The organism is Leptospira dzoumogneensis, from assembly GCF_004770895.1.
In the GTDB taxonomy this organism is placed as follows: domain Bacteria; phylum Spirochaetota; class Leptospiria; order Leptospirales; family Leptospiraceae; genus Leptospira_B; species Leptospira_B dzoumogneensis.
In genome coordinates, this window is sequence record NZ_RQHS01000001.1 from 26,570 (window position 1) to 45,477 (window position 18,908).

Annotated in this window: 15 protein-coding genes; 11 read left to right on the top strand and 4 right to left on the bottom strand. The window is 40.9% G+C overall.

Annotated features, from left to right (window positions below):
* Positions 1-36: 36 nt before the first annotated feature.
* Together EHR06_RS00120 and EHR06_RS00125 are read right to left on the bottom strand one after the other, a co-directional pair.
* On the bottom strand, positions 37-849 hold the full coding sequence (locus EHR06_RS00120; RefSeq protein ID WP_135755159.1) for a hypothetical protein: 813 nt from the start codon (positions 847-849) through the stop codon (positions 37-39).
* Between the two features lie 178 nt (positions 850-1,027).
* On the bottom strand, positions 1,028-1,660 hold the full coding sequence (locus EHR06_RS00125) for a TIGR04282 family arsenosugar biosynthesis glycosyltransferase (RefSeq protein ID WP_135755160.1): 633 nt from the start codon (positions 1,658-1,660) through the stop codon (positions 1,028-1,030).
* Positions 1,661-1,842: 182 nt separating this feature from the next.
* Here EHR06_RS00125 and EHR06_RS00130 point away from each other — a divergent pair, with 182 nt between their 5' ends.
* From EHR06_RS00130 to EHR06_RS00140, 3 genes are all read left to right on the top strand, one after another.
* Positions 1,843-2,028 carry a hypothetical protein gene (locus EHR06_RS00130; RefSeq protein ID WP_135755161.1) on the top strand — a complete coding sequence of 62 codons (186 nt, stop codon included), beginning with the start codon at positions 1,843-1,845 and terminating at the stop codon, positions 2,026-2,028.
* Complete coding sequence (locus EHR06_RS00135; RefSeq protein WP_135755162.1) at positions 2,025-3,266, top strand: LIC_12337 family protein; 1,242 nt, start codon at positions 2,025-2,027, stop codon at positions 3,264-3,266. The genes EHR06_RS00130 and EHR06_RS00135 overlap by 4 nt, the downstream gene beginning before the upstream one ends.
* Positions 3,267-3,379: 113 nt before the next feature.
* Positions 3,380-3,871 carry an SRPBCC family protein gene (locus EHR06_RS00140; RefSeq protein ID WP_135755163.1) on the top strand — a complete coding sequence of 164 codons (492 nt, stop codon included), beginning with the start codon at positions 3,380-3,382 and terminating at the stop codon, positions 3,869-3,871.
* Between the two features lie 67 nt (positions 3,872-3,938).
* Here EHR06_RS00140 and EHR06_RS00145 read toward each other — a convergent pair whose 3' ends face one another.
* Positions 3,939-5,273, bottom strand: a complete 1,335-nt coding sequence (locus tag EHR06_RS00145; protein ID WP_135755164.1) for a sterol desaturase family protein — start codon at positions 5,271-5,273, stop codon at positions 3,939-3,941.
* Between the two features lie 169 nt (positions 5,274-5,442).
* On the opposite strand from EHR06_RS00145, the gene EHR06_RS00150 reads away from it, so the two are divergent.
* From EHR06_RS00150 to EHR06_RS00160, 3 genes are all read left to right on the top strand, one after another.
* Entirely contained in the window at positions 5,443-6,504 is a 1,062-nt protein-coding gene (locus EHR06_RS00150) for a saccharopine dehydrogenase family protein (protein ID WP_135755165.1), read from the top strand.
* A 78-nt stretch (positions 6,505-6,582) separates the two neighbouring features.
* The gene (locus EHR06_RS00155; protein ID WP_244288446.1) at positions 6,583-7,251 is read left to right on the top strand and encodes a hypothetical protein; all 669 of its coding nucleotides are present in this window, start codon (positions 6,583-6,585) and stop codon (positions 7,249-7,251) included.
* Between the two features lie 8 nt (positions 7,252-7,259).
* Positions 7,260-8,165 carry a hypothetical protein gene (locus EHR06_RS00160; protein WP_208757718.1) on the top strand — a complete coding sequence of 302 codons (906 nt, stop codon included), beginning with the start codon at positions 7,260-7,262 and terminating at the stop codon, positions 8,163-8,165.
* On the opposite strand, the gene EHR06_RS00165 is transcribed toward EHR06_RS00160, so the two are convergent.
* Positions 8,166-9,011 (bottom strand): SGNH/GDSL hydrolase family protein, encoded by an 846-nt coding sequence (locus EHR06_RS00165; RefSeq protein WP_244288447.1) that lies wholly within the window; start codon positions 9,009-9,011, stop codon positions 8,166-8,168. It lies immediately after the preceding gene.
* A 315-nt stretch (positions 9,012-9,326) separates the two neighbouring features.
* Between EHR06_RS00165 and EHR06_RS00170 the strand changes: the two genes are divergently transcribed.
* From EHR06_RS00170 to EHR06_RS00190, 5 genes are all read left to right on the top strand, one after another.
* Positions 9,327-10,751, top strand: coding sequence for a circularly permuted type 2 ATP-grasp protein (locus EHR06_RS00170; protein WP_135755167.1), 1,425 nt, complete (start codon positions 9,327-9,329; stop codon positions 10,749-10,751).
* An 84-nt stretch (positions 10,752-10,835) separates the two neighbouring features.
* A complete protein-coding gene (locus EHR06_RS00175) occupies positions 10,836-11,780 on the top strand; it encodes an alpha-E domain-containing protein (protein ID WP_135755168.1) in 945 nt (314 codons plus the stop codon).
* Between the two features lie 2 nt (positions 11,781-11,782).
* Positions 11,783-15,070, top strand: coding sequence for a transglutaminase family protein (locus EHR06_RS00180; RefSeq protein ID WP_135755169.1), 3,288 nt, complete (start codon positions 11,783-11,785; stop codon positions 15,068-15,070).
* Positions 15,071-15,180: 110 nt separating this feature from the next.
* Positions 15,181-16,455: an imelysin family protein gene (locus EHR06_RS00185; protein ID WP_135755170.1), complete on the top strand. Its 1,275-nt coding sequence runs from the start codon at positions 15,181-15,183 to the stop codon at positions 16,453-16,455.
* On the top strand, positions 16,455-18,875 hold the full coding sequence (locus EHR06_RS00190) for a TonB-dependent receptor family protein (protein WP_135755171.1): 2,421 nt from the start codon (positions 16,455-16,457) through the stop codon (positions 18,873-18,875). The genes EHR06_RS00185 and EHR06_RS00190 overlap by 1 nt, the downstream gene beginning before the upstream one ends.
* The last annotated feature ends 33 nt before the right edge of the window (positions 18,876-18,908 follow it).

An 18,908-nucleotide genomic window follows, 5' to 3' on the forward strand; every position in this document is an offset into this window, starting at 1 on the left:
ATGTACGGGGAAGGCTTAAGTCAACGGAAATTAGACTTAATTCGGGCGGAGAAAATCATAGGCTTGGCTTCCACAAGAAAATGATAAAGTTTTCGGTGTTAGGCAAGTTAAGATAAGAGGATGTTTTGCCTTGTACTGCTCCACTAAAATTTGAACAGTATGTTCCTTTGCCAGCTCTGCAGCCCAATCATGATAGCTGATCGGTATTCCAGGGTGAACAGTTTTGAGACTTCTATGACTGTCGGAGGTATCCTTGTTCAGACATGCATGGGTTGCAAACGTATAATTGCCGTGTAGACCTTCTTCCGCATCAAAACAATTTCCGGCTTCTTCCGTATGTTCTATGATGGGTAGAAGATTAAAATAACCCGTTTGGATCTCTTTCATACTTAGAAAGATCCAAGGATGTTCGATCGGAGCGAGAATGCTTACCATAGGATAATTCTCCGGCCAATTGGAATGGGAATAAAAATCCTGAGCGATATGTAACGCCATTCCTAATTTCATCAGCCCAGTAATATGGCTGGTCTCTCTATAAGAGTCGTCCTTTAAGGTCCTAAAACGATCCGCACATCCTAGAATATTATCATTATCGCAATGATATGCGTCATTATTCATGAAGGCTGCATCCGCTCTCAAATTACCTTGGACGATCAACTCCATACAGTCGGCTCTAAGATCCCAATCGGTCTTATTCGCAAATTCGAGAAATGCTTCCTGCGTAATACTAATATGAGTATGCGGGCCCTTCTTCCCAAAAGCTCTTAGGGGAGATAGAGAAGATAAAAAATAAGCGAAAAATCCAAACGCCAAAAATTTTAGAAAAATGAAGTTAGTTTTACTGCTCATATATGTAATCAACCAATTACATATATGAGACCTATGATTTTCGATAAGTACGCAAATAATTACATAATGAAGAAGAAAATATTAGATCCTTCTCCGGGCTTTGGTCGAGACCGAAGTCTATAGACTGTATTCTATTTTTTTAATGTAGGGGATGTGAGGTATTTCGTGTGACCTGAGATCAGGAGCCGTTCTTTTTCCAGTCCCAAATCCCATTAGATTCGAAATATTCCAAATCTTGGACATCGTCCAGATCGGATAATACCGGAAGAAGTCCCACTTGTTTTCTGGCCCATTGTAGTTTTTCCAAACTTCTGGCAAAAACGGTTTCGGTGCTCCATTCTATTCCATGAAAAAGTTCGGGAGTATCCGACTTTAGTCCTACTAAATAATAACCGCCGTCTTTCGCAGGTCCTAAAACCACATCCTTATGATCTAAGATCTGAAACGCTTCCTTTAGATGTAATAGGTCCAGCTCAGGGCAATCACTTCCGATCAATATTGCCGGACCGGAACCATTTTGAAAACAATACAAGAAAGCATTCCTCATCTTCTCCCCTAGATCCTTTCCTTCTTGTTTACGAATAAGCAATGGAGAATGTCCCCAGCTTCCTAGATCGGAAGGATTTGGAAGATAAGAATCGAACCAAAGTACCTTAGGAACATCCAAGTCTTTACATGCGGATCTGGTTTTTTCTACCAAGGCTTGGTATACTTCCAGTGCGGCTTCTTCTCCTATATCCTTGGCTAAACGTGTCTTAACTTTTCCCGGGACTGGGTTTTTCAGAAATATATTCAAGATTGGACCTTTCATTTTTGTCTCCGGGATAATGATCTTAAGGCATCTATTCCTTGGAGGACGTTTTTTCCAAGGATTTACCGAAATAAAGCTATCTTTTGATATGATGGTTTATTAATTAGAACAAGCTCTTTAAATCTAAAGCAATATGAAAAAAATGAAATCTCAGATGTTCATTATTCTATAAGGAGATACTAATGATCTTAAATCTAAAAAGAGGGATTCTACTTATTAGCCTAGGGATCATCCTGACTGGATTAGTCGGGACCGCCTGCGCACCGGGAGGAAAGGACCCATTGATCCCTCTATTCAATTTCGGATACCAATTGGAAAAAAGCAAAACCGGATTTTTTATCATCGTTCCCAAAGGAATTGCACAGTGAAACATCTAAATCGTCGTTCTATACTTCCTAAAGTCGTTCTGGCTTTATTGGTTTTTTTCGGGATCACTGCGGGTGTTCAATTTAATACAGGATCCAAAAAGGAAAAGAATCAATTTCCATTAACATTAAAGTTTAACTTACTTCAACCTTTGCATGCAAATGCAGATGAGTGGGGTTTTGTTCGTCAATCCGCAACATGGGCAAGAGGGAATTCCCTTTTTATGGATGATATCATTGCGGGTATCCAATCCAATGCTCTATTAGTTCTATTAGCGTCCGGTAATACGATAACTGCTACCAATCTCAGACTCGGAGATGGTGGAGGGATTTTTGATGTTCGTTTAACTTTAGCTAATAGCGGAAATGAGTTTCAACCCAGTTCTTCGGTATATACCTCAACAAAAATTTTTTCAAACTATCTTGAGTTAAAAGTGGCAAACACTACAGATGTTGCTCTTCAGTTTTATTGGGATGATAATCCGAGACTTGCAGGAGGAGATGGAGCTTTATTAATTTATAATTTAGCTCGAATTGCTCCATCGGAATGGACCGCGCAAGCAACGATTGAAAGTTATGTTTATATGCCGGATGCGGTTAACGATAGCACTTATAGTAGTCTCTATCCAAACCAAGGTTTGGTCCAAACTTATTCTTGGGCAGGGCCTCTTGGAACTGACTCTGAACTTGGTCTACATGCTCAGAGAGGAAGGGTAATTTTGGAAGAGATGGATAACCAAACGGTCTTCTGCTTTAAAACCGTAGTTCGTTTAGATAAAGATGCAAATTTATTTCCTACGATACCTGCCTTTTCAAGTAAGGCATTATGTCAGCCGGGAAATACTAATGACGAATATTATAAGTTAGCTTATAGCCAGAAGTTAACTGGTAATTTGAATGTAACTGCAAAATCAGGCTGGGAAGAAGGTGCAGTTACATACCCCGCGACTCCTGCGACAGATACGATTTGCGGCCTAACGGCAATAAATTATGGTTTGTTCGATATGAATGGCTTTGTTCGCGATAGGGTTGATAGCTCTGCAATTCCTAGTGATTACGTACCCGCCACTCGAGTGGATGGGCTTTACGGAAGAATTGGTTCTACGGGAAAAAGTGGTAGTGGAGATGGACATAGCGTAAAATGGGACGATACAAGTAAATCCACAATTGATGCATTAGATACTGTAGTAAATTTTAAGGCATCGGAAGAGAATGTTGGATCAGTAATCCCGGTAAATTAATTCAAATCTCTTTTATTCTCCTTTTTCCAAAAACCCCCGGATCTCGGGGGTTTTTTATTGCCCGGAAACATTTTTTACCTTATTACATATTTAGAAGATAGAGGATTCGAAAAATGAAACAAGGATCGGACATCAAATTCGTTTATACAATATACATTGCCGCCAGTCCGGAAAAAGTTTGGGAGGCTCTGACCGGTTCAGAATATTCACAAAAATATTGGTTCGGAAGTAAGATAGAAGGGGATTGGAAGGTAGGAGGAGGGTTTAAGTTCCTAGATCCGAATGGAGAACTTTTGGTGATAGGTAAAATCCTGAAATGCGAAAAACCGCATATACTTTCTTATACCTGGGAGCTTCCTCCTACATTCAAATCCATTCCGCCTGAATTGAAAGCTAGACTGGATAAATCCAAAGAGCCGACTCGAGTGACTTATTCTTTAAAACAAATGAAAGATCTTACAAGGCTTACACTTCTTCATGAAGATCTTTTGCCTGAGGATTTTATAGAAAATCCGGATACTTTTGTGGGATTGAATAACGGTTGGCCTGCAATTTTTTCCTCACTCAAAAGTTTACTTGAGACGGGAAAGGCTTTGCAGTTCTAATTTCATTTAGGTAAACTTCTCCGCTATAAACGATCTATTCAAGCGGAGAAGTAGTAGAAGGTATCGATTAAGCGGCTTTGCTGCGGATCTCTTTTACCGGATCAATATCCTTCCATTCCGCAAATAAATGTCTCTGAGACAAAAACCATGCGAGTGAAAGTGCTCCGAATCCTGCTGTGATAAATGCAGTCCCGGTAGAAACCCCTAAAACAAAAGTAGTCCCTACCAAAAGTGCGATACGGATCGGTTCCAGATATAAGGTCCAACGTTTCAAATCTAAGATCCCTCCTACGGTCGTTAAGGAGAATATACTAAAGAAGAAGATCAGATACAATAATCCTGTCGGGATCGAATGTATTTTTACGAGCATTGAGAATGTTCCGACCAGTGTAAGGACAAACCAAGTCACTGCATATGTTGTTAAACTCTTGGAGAGAGATACATCATATTTTTTGAATGTTTTTTCATCCACTTCAGGGATAGGATATTGTCCTCCTAATTCCTTGGGTCTCCATCCTGGCATTGCTAAGAACGCTTTGATCTTATCCGACCAACGAGGGCTTTGTTTTGCCTGCTCCCACATTTCCACCCAATAATGAACGTTTGCCCATAATGGATTGAAGCTGCGAAGAGGTTTGACTGTTCCGTAAACAGGAGTTTCTTCTTCCGCTTGGAAGGTTCCGAACCATCTGTCAAAAACGATCAATGTTCCTCCGTGGTTTCTATCTATATATTTAGGATTGATACCGTGATGAACTCTATGGTGGGAAGGTGTATTGAATACTGCCTCGAACCATTTTGGGAATTTATCGATCGCTTTTGTATGGATCCAGAATTGATAGATCAAATTTAATTGTCCGTTTAGGACCATCACGATAGGAGAAAATCCTATGATCGCCAAAGGAATATAGAAGATCCAAGTAAATAGTCCGTGAAAACTTGCCTGGCGTAATGCAACAGTGAGATTATATTCTTCACTTTGATGATGGACCACATGTCCTGCCCAAAGAAAATTCACTTCATGACTCAATCTATGCAGCCAATAATAAGCTAGATCATACATGACAAAGCAGCTGACCCAAACTCCTATAACAATTATCCAAGCCCAGGTAGAAGCGGAAAGTCCTAATACTTCGGAAGAAGGCATCCAAGAAACTGGTTCACTCGGCCAAGAAGGAAGATTGAATATTTTCCAATTCTCATATACCCAAAGATATGCGAAGAATGTGATCGTCTTAAAAATGATCCCGAAAATCTGACTAGCGATCCCAGCACTTAGATCGTTGATGGAATCGTTCAGACGATAAAGTTTTCTTTTATGATACCAGGAGAATGCGAGTTCTAACCCGATCAGCAAGAAGAAGAACGGAATTGCGATTGTGATAAGATTTATTTTTTCCATAATACAAGCCGGTTAACTTCTATCATTCCTCGTTCCATAACTAGGTCAATCTAAAACTAAAACGAACTCCAAATCGAAAATTCTTTACCTATCAATTGTGTGAAAAAAACTAACTCGTTCGTGGTATGCAGGTTGACTAAAACTTAAACGATGTCGTAGTTCCTACCTTATGGCTGTTTCAAAATGGATGATTTATGGAGCGAATGGTTACACGGGAGAACTCATCGCAAGAAGAGCGGTGTCTCGGGGTTTAAAACCTGTGCTCGCAGGAAGAAGCCGGAGCAAAATAGAAGAACTCGCAAATGAACTGCGTTTAGAATATAAAATTTTCGACTTAAACAACCCGAACGAGGTCGGCACGAATATCCAAGGATTCCAACTTGTGCTTCACTGCGCAGGGCCCTTCATCCAAACTTCTGTTCCGATGGCAAAGGTATGTATTTCTAAAAAGGTTCATTATCTGGATATCACAGGAGAAATCCCGGTGTATGAATCTTTACAATCTTTAGGAGAAGAAGCGGAGAAAGCGGGGGTTCTTCTTTTGCCCGGGGTCGGTTTTGATATCGTTCCTACGGATTGTTTAGCTGCTTCTTTGAAAGAATCTCTTTCTAAGCCTAAGTTTTTGGAACTTGCGTTTGTTGGATTGAGTGAAGTCTCTCCGGGTACGATGAAAAGTGCTCTCGCTCAATTGCCTTACGGTTCCAAGATCAGAAAGGACGGACAGATGGTTGGGGTTCCTCATCTGAGTAGATCAAGAGAAGTCATCGCGGGTGGGAAAACCTATAAGGTGTATGGAATTCCTTGGGGAGATGTTTTTACCGCTTATATTTCTACAGGTATTCCAAATATAGATGTGTATACTGATATTCCTTCCGGACAAGTGAATGCGTTACGCTATTTTAAGCCGATCATTTCTTTATTAAAAATTCCTTTTGTATTAAAAGGAGTCCAGGCGCTGGTGGGAAAAACGATCAAAGGTCCTGGAGAAAGAACAAGGACCCTGGTCAAAACGACTGTATGGGGAGAAGTTCGATCGGAAGAAGGAAAAAGATCCACCAAAGTTTTAGAATGTAAAGAAGGTTACGAATTCACTGTCGAATCTTCTCTCGCTGCAGTTTCTAAGGTACTTTCCGGAAAAGGCGGAAAAGGATTTAAGACCCCGAGTCTTGCATTCGGTTCAGAATTCGTTTTAGAAATTCCGGGATCTAAATGGAAAGATATTCCAAATTGAATAGAAGTCTCCTTATTTCCTTTTAGAATTTATTCTTTACATACTTCTTCCTATTTTTAGATTACAAAGCTGTATATCATGTCTTATTTTCTTAAGAGTATATTATCATTTTTTTTAATATTTCTTATCTCTTGTACATCCATCAAGGTGCATATTCCTAAAACTCTTTCAGGTGCTCATGAGATCCAAGAACACTGGATGGAGGTAAGGTCCGGTGCTCCGGATTATGATTCTAAGGATCCTGATTTCGAGGTGGAGTTTCCAAATGAAGATCCTTCCCGCTTTGTATATTACGAGGATGGATTCACTTCTTGGACCGGATGGGGAAAGGATTATGAGAATTTATACGGACCAATTTCCAAACTGATCCGAAAGGAATTGAACGATCATAAGGAAGAATATCCGGGAAAACATAAGATCATCATCCAAAAGTTCAAATTAGAGTCCATTGATCATTGCGGTTACAACCAAGTGAATGTGGAGATGGAAGCGGATATAATCTCTTCCGGGAAATCCTGGCATTACCAATTCAAAGACGGGATAGATTCCGGTGCCACAGATTGTATGGCGACTTTTGCAACGCTTCCTATTCTACTCGGATGGATTATTTATCTTCCTTATTTGGGACATAGAGGAAGCAGAGAAGATCAATTAAACCAAATGGGCAGGGTGGCTCTTTTGGATTTTATGGAAGAGATCAAAAAACATTCCATAGATGCTAAACGGATCTCGAACAAAAAAAGGTAATAAGTAAGATGAAACGGAAAATCCTAATATTCTTACTTGCCTGTGCGACCTTTCAATCCTGTTATTATTCCACCGAAAAAAGATACACAGTTGCACAACCTTTCGAGCCGAACGACCAAATGTATTTTGATGAGGAAAATCCCCAGTTCGAAGAAGGTAAACCTTATTCGGTATTGGATTTTATAGGAAGTTGGATCTGGATCGATAGTTTGTTCTCAAAGGTCATGATCTGGGACCGCAGGATGCAAAATCATAAGTTTTCTTTCGAAACGAAAAAGTATCTCATGGATTATATCAGGGATAATAATCTGAAAGATGTTAAGGTGCGATTTAATCAGTATGCTCCTATAAGTGATTTCAAAAGGCTTTGGGATTCTAAATCGGTAAATCCGATTTTAAAATGGACCATAGGTTTGTATGCCTATGTGGTGTACGATGTACTTTTTATAGGTCGTATTTTTGGAGGAGATCATTATAATCCTTACTCTAATACGATCCATGTCTATTCGGATATTCCGGCGGTAGTGATCCATGAAGGCGGTCACTCCAAAGACTTTGCCCAAAGGGAATATCGTTCCTTATACGCGTTAGGTTATGCGGTTCCGATCGTTGGGGCCTTCTACCCTGAAGCGAGAGCTTCCGACGATGCGATCAGATACTTTAGATATCTCTGTGACAAAACGGAAGAAATGACGGCGTATCGCACATTGTACCCTGCCTACGGATCTTATGTGGGAGGCGGGGTCTCTAAGTTACTTCCAAGTTCTCCTTATCTAGCCTTATATACTTATTCTATTATAGCAGCTGCGGCCAGCACGGGTCATGTAGTCGGCTATGTTCGCCAAAAACAAGCGGAGAAGGAATGGGTTCCGAAAGAGTGTATGATCGCGGCAGAGCTGGAGAAGAAAAAATAATTATTCTTTTAGATCCTTTTGGATCATATCTTCCAAAATTTTTCCTGCCCTCGAATTCATATGAATTCCATCCGTCATAAAAATAAGATCGGACTGATCTGAAATTTTATCCCAAGATTGAAATAGACCGAAATGTTTGAATATGATCCAATACATTTTCATAATATTGCGGGAATACGTATTTCCGGTTCGATTAGGTCTGTTCTTTAGATCTGCGACTAAGGTCTCATTCAGAGGAATATAATAGGAATTGGATTCTTTCGCGATATTTCGTATGATATTGGAATAAGTGATGGATTGTTTCAGAGGAGTGCTGTCTAAGGATTCTCCTAATACGGGGATCGAGATCAAATGGATTTTGGCATTTGTCTCCGCCTTTAAGAGAGATACTATCTTTCTCAGATTTTTTTCATAAGTAGAGATAGTTGGAACTTCCGGAAGATTCCAGAGAGAATGATATCCTTCGTATTCTTCTTCATTTAAAGAAGCTTTCGCATCGTTTGTGCCGATCAAAATAAAAATATGTTCCGGAGCCAGCCGGATCGTATCGTCTAATTTTTCCAATATTTGGTACGTTAGGCGGCTATTGATCCCTTCGTTCACGAAAGTGAATTTTTTAAGATTAGGCTCTTCGGATAAACTTTGAACGTAATTATGGCTTACTGTCCCGTGGGTTATACTATCTCCTAAAAAGACTACGAACCTTTTGGGAGTCCTATCTTCCGATTTTAAGAACGAATCCAAATTATTCTCAGGGACCTTGTATGCGGAGATGATCGTATAAATTATCGAACCGATAAAATAGAGAATGATGATGATCAGAAAAGAATAAATAGATCGTTTCATATTTTCCGAAAACCTTCCTTTGGAACTTTCGACTGTATAGCAAAATATATTGCATGGACGAACATTCGCAAAGCACGCGAACTTGTGGGCATGTCCGAACATTCGCAAAACCACCACACATCTGCTTTAGGCTTTTTCCTCGAATTTCCCATTAAATTAGATTTCTTTTCCAACACTTCGATTAATATTTTAATAAAATGTATAATATTTGAACATTGATAAATGATCGGTATAAAAAATAAGCGCATAATTTAATTTCTGCTTGTTTATTAACGCCAAAATTAGTCTCCTTCAGATAGATGGGAGGAGGATTTTATGCTCCTGACTAATTACCAAACGGATTCTTTTTACGACGAAATGTTCTCTGAAGAGGGGGGGATTCGCCAGAGTTATCATATCTTAAAATCCAGGATAGAAGGCATGGATGATAAGGAGCTTTTGAAACGGAAAGCTTCCGCAGAGAAGGCACTTCTTTCCTTGGGTATCACTTTTAATGTGTACGGGGATGAGGAAGAAGAAGAGAGGATCATGCCTTTCGATATTATTCCTCGCATAGTAACTTCTTTCGAATGGAAAAAAATGGAAGAAGGTCTTAAACAAAGGATACGTGCACTAAATCTTTTCATCCAAGATATATACGGAGATGAGAAGATCATCAAGGACGGAGTGATCCCTGCTGAGATCGTTTATAGTAGTTCCGGTTATTTAAAAGAATGTAAAGGGATCAAACCTCCTAAGGGGATCTGGATCCATATTACCGGAACGGATCTTGTGCGGGACGGGGACGGGCGGATGTTGGTCCTGGAGGATAATCTTCGTTGTCCTTCCGGAGTTTCTTATGTATTAGAAAATCGTGAAGTGATGAAAAAGACTTTCCCGGAACTTTTTGCGAGTCTTTCGGTTAGGCCTATCTATGATTATCCGATCCGACTCCGCGGGATGCTGGAACATCTTTCCGATAAACCGAATCCGAATATCGGGGTCCTGACTCCCGGTATCTATAACTCAGCTTATTATGAGCATAGTTTTCTTGCATCTCGTATGGGAGTTCCTTTGGTAGAAGGCACCGATCTTACCGTAAGAGATGATAAATTATATATGAGAACCACCAAGGGCCTGAAACAAGTGGATGTTCTCTACAGAAGGATAGACGATACATTCATGGATCCTAAAACTTTCCGTAAGGATTCTCTTTTGGGTGTTCCAGGTATATTCGAAGTATTTAAAAAAGGAAATGTTGCATTAGCGAATGCACCCGGCACGGGAGTTGCCGACGATAAGGTAATCTATTCTTATGTTCCCGATTTTATTAAGTATTATCTGGGAGAAGAGCCTATTATTCCGAATGTTCCTACTTATCTATGTTCCAGGGAGAAGGACCTGAAATATGTCTGTGAGAATATCGGAAACCTAGTCGTAAAAGCGGCTAACGGAGCGGGCGGATATGGAATGATCATAGGACCCGTTGCGAGCGAAAAAGAAAAAGAGGAATTCGTAGAGAAAGTAAAAGCGGATCCTCGCAATTATATCGCCCAGCCTGTTTTGAGTTTATCCAGGATCCCCACATTGATCGAGGATAAATTAGAAGGAAGACATGTGGATCTAAGACCTTTTATCTTATACGGAGAAGAGATCTATGTGATGCCCGGAGGTTTGACTAGAGTTGCACTACGAAGAGGTTCCTTAGTTGTGAATTCATCCCAAGGCGGCGGCTCTAAAGATACTTGGGTGATGGGTTAATATCAAAAAAAGAAGAAGAACTGGCAATCAGGGGAATATCCCAAGCGGAACCGAAAAACATCATAAAACTAGAGAGGTTTCCTAATGCTAAGCCGAGTCGCTGAATCCGTATACTGGATGAATCGTTATATGGAAAGGGCCGAGAATTATTCACGCTTTTTGGATGTGAATTTTCAACTTTCCTTAGATTTGAACGAGGACTCCAACAGACAATGGATGCCTTTGGTGTATACCACCGGAGATAATGAATTATTTTCCAGAAAGTATAATACTCCAAGCAAAGAGAATGTGATCCATTTTATGAGTTTGGATACTGAAAATCCGAACTCTATCATGAATTGTTTGATCCGCGCCAGAGAAAATGCAAGGACCATCCGAGAAAATATTTCCACTCCTATGTGGGAAGTGATCAACGAATTCTATCTTACTATCAAATCCAAAAAAAAATTCGAAGAATCTGACATGCCCGGGATCGCCGAATTTTTCAAAGCGATCCGAAACCAGTGTTTATTATTTTACGGTTGTCAGGAAGCCACAATCTCCCACGACGAAGTTTGGCATTTCGCATTACTCGGAAGATTGCTGGAAAGAGCGGATAAGACCACACGTATCTTAGATATGAAATATTTTATACTTCTTCCTTCTAGAGAAGAAGTTGGATCCACTTTGGATCTGATCCAATGGCTTTCTCTTTTGAAGTCCGCGAGCGCTCATGAGATGTTCAACCGTTTTTACACAAGGATCACTCCTAAAAATATAGCGGAGTTCTTGATCTTGGATAAAATTTTTCCGAGAGCGATACGTTTCTGTTTATCTAAGACATTCGATAGTCTTAAAATTTTAAGCGGGACCGAGAAAGATAGTTATGGGGACGAAACGGAGAAGAGAGTGGGTGTTCTTCTTTCAGAGATGAATTATGCATCCATAGACGAAATTTTTTCTTCAGGAATGCATGAGTATTTGGACCAATTGCAGGTGAGATTGAACGGGATCGCCGCTCAATTGGACGAGACCTATTTTAGGAATTGATCATGTCCCTATTAGTTTCTCTCACTCACGAAACTTCTTATGAGTATGACAGGCCTGTTGCGCTATCTCCTCATATCATTCGATTGAGACCGGCACCTCATTCCAGGACAAGAATTGTTTCTTATTCTCTATTGGTGGAACCTTCCGAACAATTTTTGAACTGGCAGCAGGATCCTTTCGGAAATTACCAGGCAAGATTGGTATTTCCTAAGAAGACTGAAAAATTAAAAATACTAGTGGATCTGGTTGCCGAGATACAAGTTATCAATCCGTTCGATTTTTTCTTGGAGCCCGACGCAGAAGAGACTCCGTTTATTTATTCGGATGCTTTGAGAAAGGAACTTCTTCCTTACCTAAGCGCAACGGATGGTAGTAACGCTCTCGCTAATTATATTTCATCTTTAAGAAAAGACGGAATTTTAAGATCGAAACGCACCGTAGACTTTTTGGTAGGACTCAATCAAAGAGTGTACCAGGACATTTCTTATGTGATCCGAATGGAACCGGGTGTCCAGACCTGCACGGAAACTTTGGAAAGAAGATCAGGTTCCTGCAGAGATTCCGCATTTTTACTCGTTCAAATTTTAAGACATATAGGTCTCGCATCCAGATTTGTTTCCGGTTATTTGATCCAATTGAAACCGGACGAGGTCTCTATCCATGGACCTTCCGGAGCTAAGGAAGATTTTACGGATCTTCATGCATGGGCGGAGGTGTTCCTACCGGGTGCAGGCTGGGTGGGTTTGGATCCTACTTCAGGTTTGTTTGCAGGAGAAGGTCATATTCCTTTAGCGGCAGTTCCTGAACCCGGAAGCGCTTCTCCGGTATTCGGGTATTCGGACCCTGCCGAATCCAAGTTTGGATTCAGAATGGAAGTGAAACGATTCCAGGAATCTCCTCGAGTTACTAAACCTTATACGGATCCGACCTGGGATAGAGTTCTGAAACTCGGAAAGGATCTGGATACTAGATGCAAAAAAAATGATATTCGTGTTTCGATAGGCGGGGAGCCTACTTTTATTTCCGACAGCTCCAGGCAGGATCCTCAGTGGAATACTCTCGCACTCGGAAAAGAAAAACTAGAGTTAGGCGAAACTCTTCTCACTAAACTTCGTAAAAAATTTTCACCCGGTTCTTTGGTCCAGGTGACTCAAGGTAAATGGTATCCCGGAGAACCTTTGCCTCGCTGGTCCTTGAATGTTTTTTGGAGAAAAGACGGGGAGTCCTTATGGAAAAACGAAGGATTATTCTCTTCTTCCTCTGAAAAAGAAAAACAGGATTTAGATCAGGAATTAAAATTTTCCGAGAAATTCGGAGAAGAAGTCTGCAAAACCTTGGGAATTTCTCCCAAACATATGGTTTCCTTATATGAGGACGGTTTCTATTATTTATGGAAAGAGGGTCAACTTCCGGAATGGAAGGACCCTAAGAGCGAAGATTTTAACCCCGAAGACTTTTCTTTCGAGGCTTTGGAAAGGAAGAAGGTCCTCTCCTTGGTGGATAGAGACTTCAAACTTAAAAAAGCGATCGCAATCCCATTACAATTTAATTATACAAAATCGGAATGGGAAAGTTCCGAGTGGAAATACAAAAGAGAAAGATTATATCTGATCCCTGGAGACGGCCCTGCAGGTTTTAGATTACCGTTCTCTTCTATCTCCGAAAATTTCAGGCCGAATGCGGTCCTTACGGATCTTTCTAAGAGTAAAAAATTAAGTTCCCGAAAAGATCTGGATTCAGTGTTAGAAAAAAGATCTTCTAAAGAACCTAAATTTTTTTCAGCCGGAAAAGAACTTCCGATCCGAACTACTTTAGTTATTGAGCCGAGGTTTGGTTCTATACATGTATTTTTACCTCCGGTAGAAGGTTTAGAACCTTGGATGGATCTGATCTCTTCTCTGGAATTTGCTTCCGAAAAAGCGGATGTAAAGATCGTATTGGAAGGTTATGAACCTCCTTCCGATTCCAGGTTAGGCCTATTTCGGATAACGCCGGATCCGGGAGTTTTGGAAGTAAATTTACACCCTTCTTCTAATTTTAAAGAGCTGGAAGAAAAGACACGTATCTTATACGAAGAAGCAAAGGAGTTAGGCCTAAGTGCCGAAAAATTCCTGATAGATGGAAGGCATACCGGAACAGGAGGAGGGAATCATATCACTGTAGGCGCAATGTCTCCGGAAGACAGTCCATTCTTACGAAGACCGGACCTTCTGCGCAGCTTAGTAAGTTATTGGCAGCATCATCCTTCTCTTTCTTATCTTTTTTCAGGTCTGTTTATCGGTCCTACTTCCCAGGCTCCTCGTTTGGATGAGGGCAGGGACGAAATATTATACGAATATGAATTAGCTTCTTCTCAATTAGATAAAATTAAAGGATCAAATCCTTGGCTCATTGACCGTTTGTTCCGGAACCTGCTTGTGGATCTAACAGGAAATACTCATAGAGCTGAAATTTCTATAGATAAACTTTACCCTCCTATGGGTTCTCGTTTGGGTCTTGTGGAGTTAAGAGGATTCGAAATGCCTCCTCATTATAAAATGAGTGTGGTACAACAACTTTTGGTTCTTTCTTTGATTTGCAGATTTTGGGAAAAACCTTATGTGCAATCTCCTATCCATTGGGGAACGGAGCTGCATGATCGTTTTCTTCTTCCTCATTTTGTTTGGGCCGATTTTAAAGATGTTCTGAAAGATCTGAAAGAACACGGGTTTGCATTCCAAGAGGAAGAGTTCCTTCCATTTTTCGAATTTCGCTTTCCTGTATATGGTACGACCCAAAGAGAAGAAGTATTCTTAGAACTTAGAATGGCATTGGAGCCTTGGAATGTTCTTGGAGAAGAGTCTTCTTCTTTCGGAACTTCCAGAGCAGTAGATTCTGCATTAGAAAGATTGCAAGTAAAGGTAGAAGGCTGGAGTGATCGTTATCTTTTGAGTTGTAATGGTTACAAAGTTCCGCTCAAAGGCACAGGCAGGAAGGGAGAAGCAGTTTCAGGAATTCGATTCAAGGCTTGGAATCCTGTGTTCACTTTGCATCCGAATCTTCCGGTCCATACTCCTTTGGTGTTTGATGTTTGGGATACTTGGTCTTCTCGTCCTTTAGGCGGCTGTCGTTATTATGTTTCTCATCCTGGCGGAAGATCTTACGATACCTTCCCGGTGAATTCTTATGAAGCTGAGTCTCGCAGGATCTCCAGATTTTTAGCGGATGGTCATTCTGCATTAGATGGTTCCGAGCCTAAACGATTGAAGCACGCGAGTGGCTATACAATGGACCTTCGGTGGGTTGAATAATTAGTATTTATCAAACTCAGTTTGTGAGAACAGATCTCAAAAACAGTTGCAACCAGTTCTAGAAAAATAATTCTGATTCTCAAGATAAAGAGCCCAGTTTCGAGGGAACTATGCGACAAAACAATTCTGTTAGAAGCGGACGATTCGGCAGGTTTTTCCGGATTAAAAAGCTGATCCTTACCGCTTGGATCATTTTAAGTATCTTATTACTTTCTATTTTCATTTCTTGTTCTCATAAAAACTCCGCATCGGGTGCGGCGAATACGAACGGATATCTCTACCAGATGTTCAATTCATTCGATCCTAGATCCCTTTTGCAGAATTTAGGAAATAATATAATTCCCCCACTGTTTGTGAATTTGAAATCAAGCAGTGATGCTCTCGTTGCCGCAACTGACGATCTTTGCGCTTCCGATTCTTTATCCGCGGCACAAGCAGCATGGGTCGCTCATAAATCTGATCTGAAAAAAGTAGAGCCTTTTCGTTTTGGAACCACTCTCGCTTACTTTACTCGGATGGATCCTTTCTTGATCAATTATCTAACCGAGTCTTCTCCTAATACAGGTGAGTTGGATGATTTAGATGTAATTACAACCGGGGACATTTCGGACGCACAACAAGCTATAGGTCAGATGAAAAACAAGGCCAAAGGTATTAGTGCGATAGAATATATTCTTTTTAGCAGAGCCGGAGCGAATAGGGGAACTGCACCAAGTTGTGGTGTCGATTTTTCTAATGCTCCAGATGGAAGAGCGGCACTTTTGAGAGCATTGGTCTTAGAATACAGCGGGCATGTGCAGAATGTGACTGATGCCTGGAAGGTGAGCGGGACAAATCCTCTTGGGACTCAACTTGCAACTGCCGGTAACGGAACTTCTGCTACCTTTCCAAGTTCGGGTATCGCGTTAGATGTCGTTTTATCATCCGCAATCCAACTTTTAAGTATCATGAAAGACGGAAAACTGGAAATTCCGGAAGGTCTTTCCGGAGGCGGGAATGGTTCTTCTCCTAACTCCGACCGAGCGGAGTCCAGATTTTCAGGACGGTCTTTCGATAACTTAATAGATAATTTAAGTACTTTTAAAGCGATTTATACCGGAAACGGAACTGGGGCAGGGCTTAAAGATTACGTAAAATTTTATAGTCCTGATTTGGCCGAAGAGATAGATGGAGAGATCGCGGAACTGGAAGAACATTTAGGTGATATTACTCCTTCAACCTCTAATCCACCTGCTGCGTGGGGAAGTGCTAATGCCACGAATTTTACAGCGATCAAATCGAGTATCAATGACTTAAGCGAATTATTAAAAATTCTGAACACTGAACTGGCTGCTCTTACGGGCTCGAGTCCGGTTTCAGGCGGACCGGGAGGGGACGGAGATTGATGTTCCAAAAACGATTCCGTTCTTCTCTCATTTTAAGTATTTTCATTTTTTCTAATTCTTTTCTTTTCTCCCAGCCCAATGGAAACACTGGGACGAACGGAACTTCTTCGGATTCCGAACAAGAAGATCCTTCTAAAAAGGAAACATCCAAACAAGAAGAAACTCTTGCGGAGAAAAAAAGAAGATTTTTAGAAAGCGGTCAGATCAATGTGATCGGTGCCAAGGATGATGATATTAAGAAGATCCCAGGTTCCGCGAGTGTGATCGGTAAAAAGATCTTAAAAGAAACGAATCCGATCGATTCTATGGAAGCTTTGCGCAGGGTTCCCGGAGCTACGATCCGTTACCAAGACGCGGTTGGTCTTACTCCGAATATCGCATTCAGAGGTGTGAGTAACGAAGAATCTAGAAAAACTTTGATCTTAGAAGACGGTGTTTTCACTTCTTTAAGTCCTTACGGACAACCTGAAAGTTATTTTGTGCCTCATATAGATAGAATGGAAAGAGTGGAGGTCGTGAAAGGTTCGGGCTCCATTCTTTTTGGACCGACCACTTTGGGCGGTATCGTCAACTATGTGACACGAAAACCTCCTGAAAAACCTACGTTTAGTGCGAAGGTGATCGGAGGAATGAACGGTTATGCTTCCAGTCTGATGCAGTATGGCGGGACCAACCAAACCACGAATACCGGTTATGATATTTCTTATATGCATAACCAAGGAAATGGTTTTAGGGACTACCAAGGTTTTAGAGTGAACGATCTGAACCTGAAGTTGATCCAGAAATTAGGGGAGAAGGATTCCGTTTTTCTAAAATACCAGTCTTATCAACAAGAGGCTCAATCTACTTATTTGGGATTGACCCAAGGTTTGTATTGGAAAAATCCAAGGATCAATCCTGCCAGATACGACCAAAAGTCCATAGATAGGCAGGCTGCGGTGATTGGCCATGATCATACTTTTAATGAAAATTGGAAGATGATCACAAGAGCCTATTGGACCAATGTGGGATTCTTATTTCGCCAAGAATCTTATTCTTATAATAATTTAACTGAATTCGGTTTTCCTGCAAGGCCTCCAGAGAATGCTTTTGGTGTTTACGCTCCGGATATTATCGGTAACCAGCCGGGAGATGTGATTTATATGTTAAATTCCACTCCTAACAGACATTCTTTCTTTAAGACAGGCGGTCTGGAATCCAAGGTAGAGGGTAAATTTAATACATTCGGTTTGGATCATGAGATCGCTTTTGGTGCGAGAATGCATTACGAATCCGTAAATGCAGCGAATAATGTATTTCCTTATCCGACTCTTACAAAAGGGATTACCACCCAACAACAAAATCGTAATGCGAGAGCTTACGCTTTATATGTGCAGGACTCTATCAAACTTACTGATAAGTTCAAGGTAATACCCGGAGTTCGTTACGAACATATTTTCCAAGGAGTATATACTCATAGAAGGCTTGCGACTTCGGATGATGTTACTAAGGGATATGCGAATACTGTTGGTCAATCCATGTTAGTAAATGATGCAAATGAAACTTATACTAAGGTAGTTCTACCTGGAATAGGGCTTACATTTGATATTACCGAAAAGTTTATCTGGTTTGCGGGTGCTCACACTGCATTTTCTCCACCTACATTCTCCACCGTTCAAAATCCTGCATTAGGTTTAGGTTATAAACTCAGTGCGGAAAGATCCAATAATTACGAGACGGGTTTCAGGGGAAATATAACCCGCTACTTCTACACTCAGGTCAGTACATACGCATTATATTTTTCGAATCAAATCGTAAATACGAACGAAGCAGGTTCCGGCTTAGGAGCCGTCCCGATCAATGCGGGAAGATCGGTGAATAGAGGAGTAGAGAGTAATTTTGTTTTCGACTTCGGAAAATTTGCGGAATCCAGATGGGAAATTCCCCTGGAATTTACTTATTCCTATACAAAAGCGATCTCTACTACTTACATTCCTGTCGGGACGATACAAAATGCAGATGGTACTGTGAGTATCACGAACCAACCTTTGTATGCGGTTAACTCCGCGGGAAACTTGATCAAGGTGAACACAAACGGAAACTATCTACCTTACGTTCCTATGAATGTTTTTATAGGTGCGATCGGAGTGAAAAGCCCGTCCGGATTTTATGCCAGAGTGGAGTATCAATATTTCGACAAACAATATTCCGACCTTCAGAATACTAAAAACCAAAGTACGGACGGAAGCCAAGGTGTTGTTCCTGCATATGGAATTTGGAATGCAGACTTCGGGTATGAGGCCCCTGGAGGAAGATGGTCCATCTTCGTGAACGGAAAAAATTTAGAAGATAGAGTGTATATCTCAGGAAGACTTCCTGTCGGGATCCAACAAGGGCCGTACAGACAAATCAATATCGGGGCTACTTTAAAGCTGGATTAAAATCGGACGGGAGATGAAAATGTCTCTCGGAAG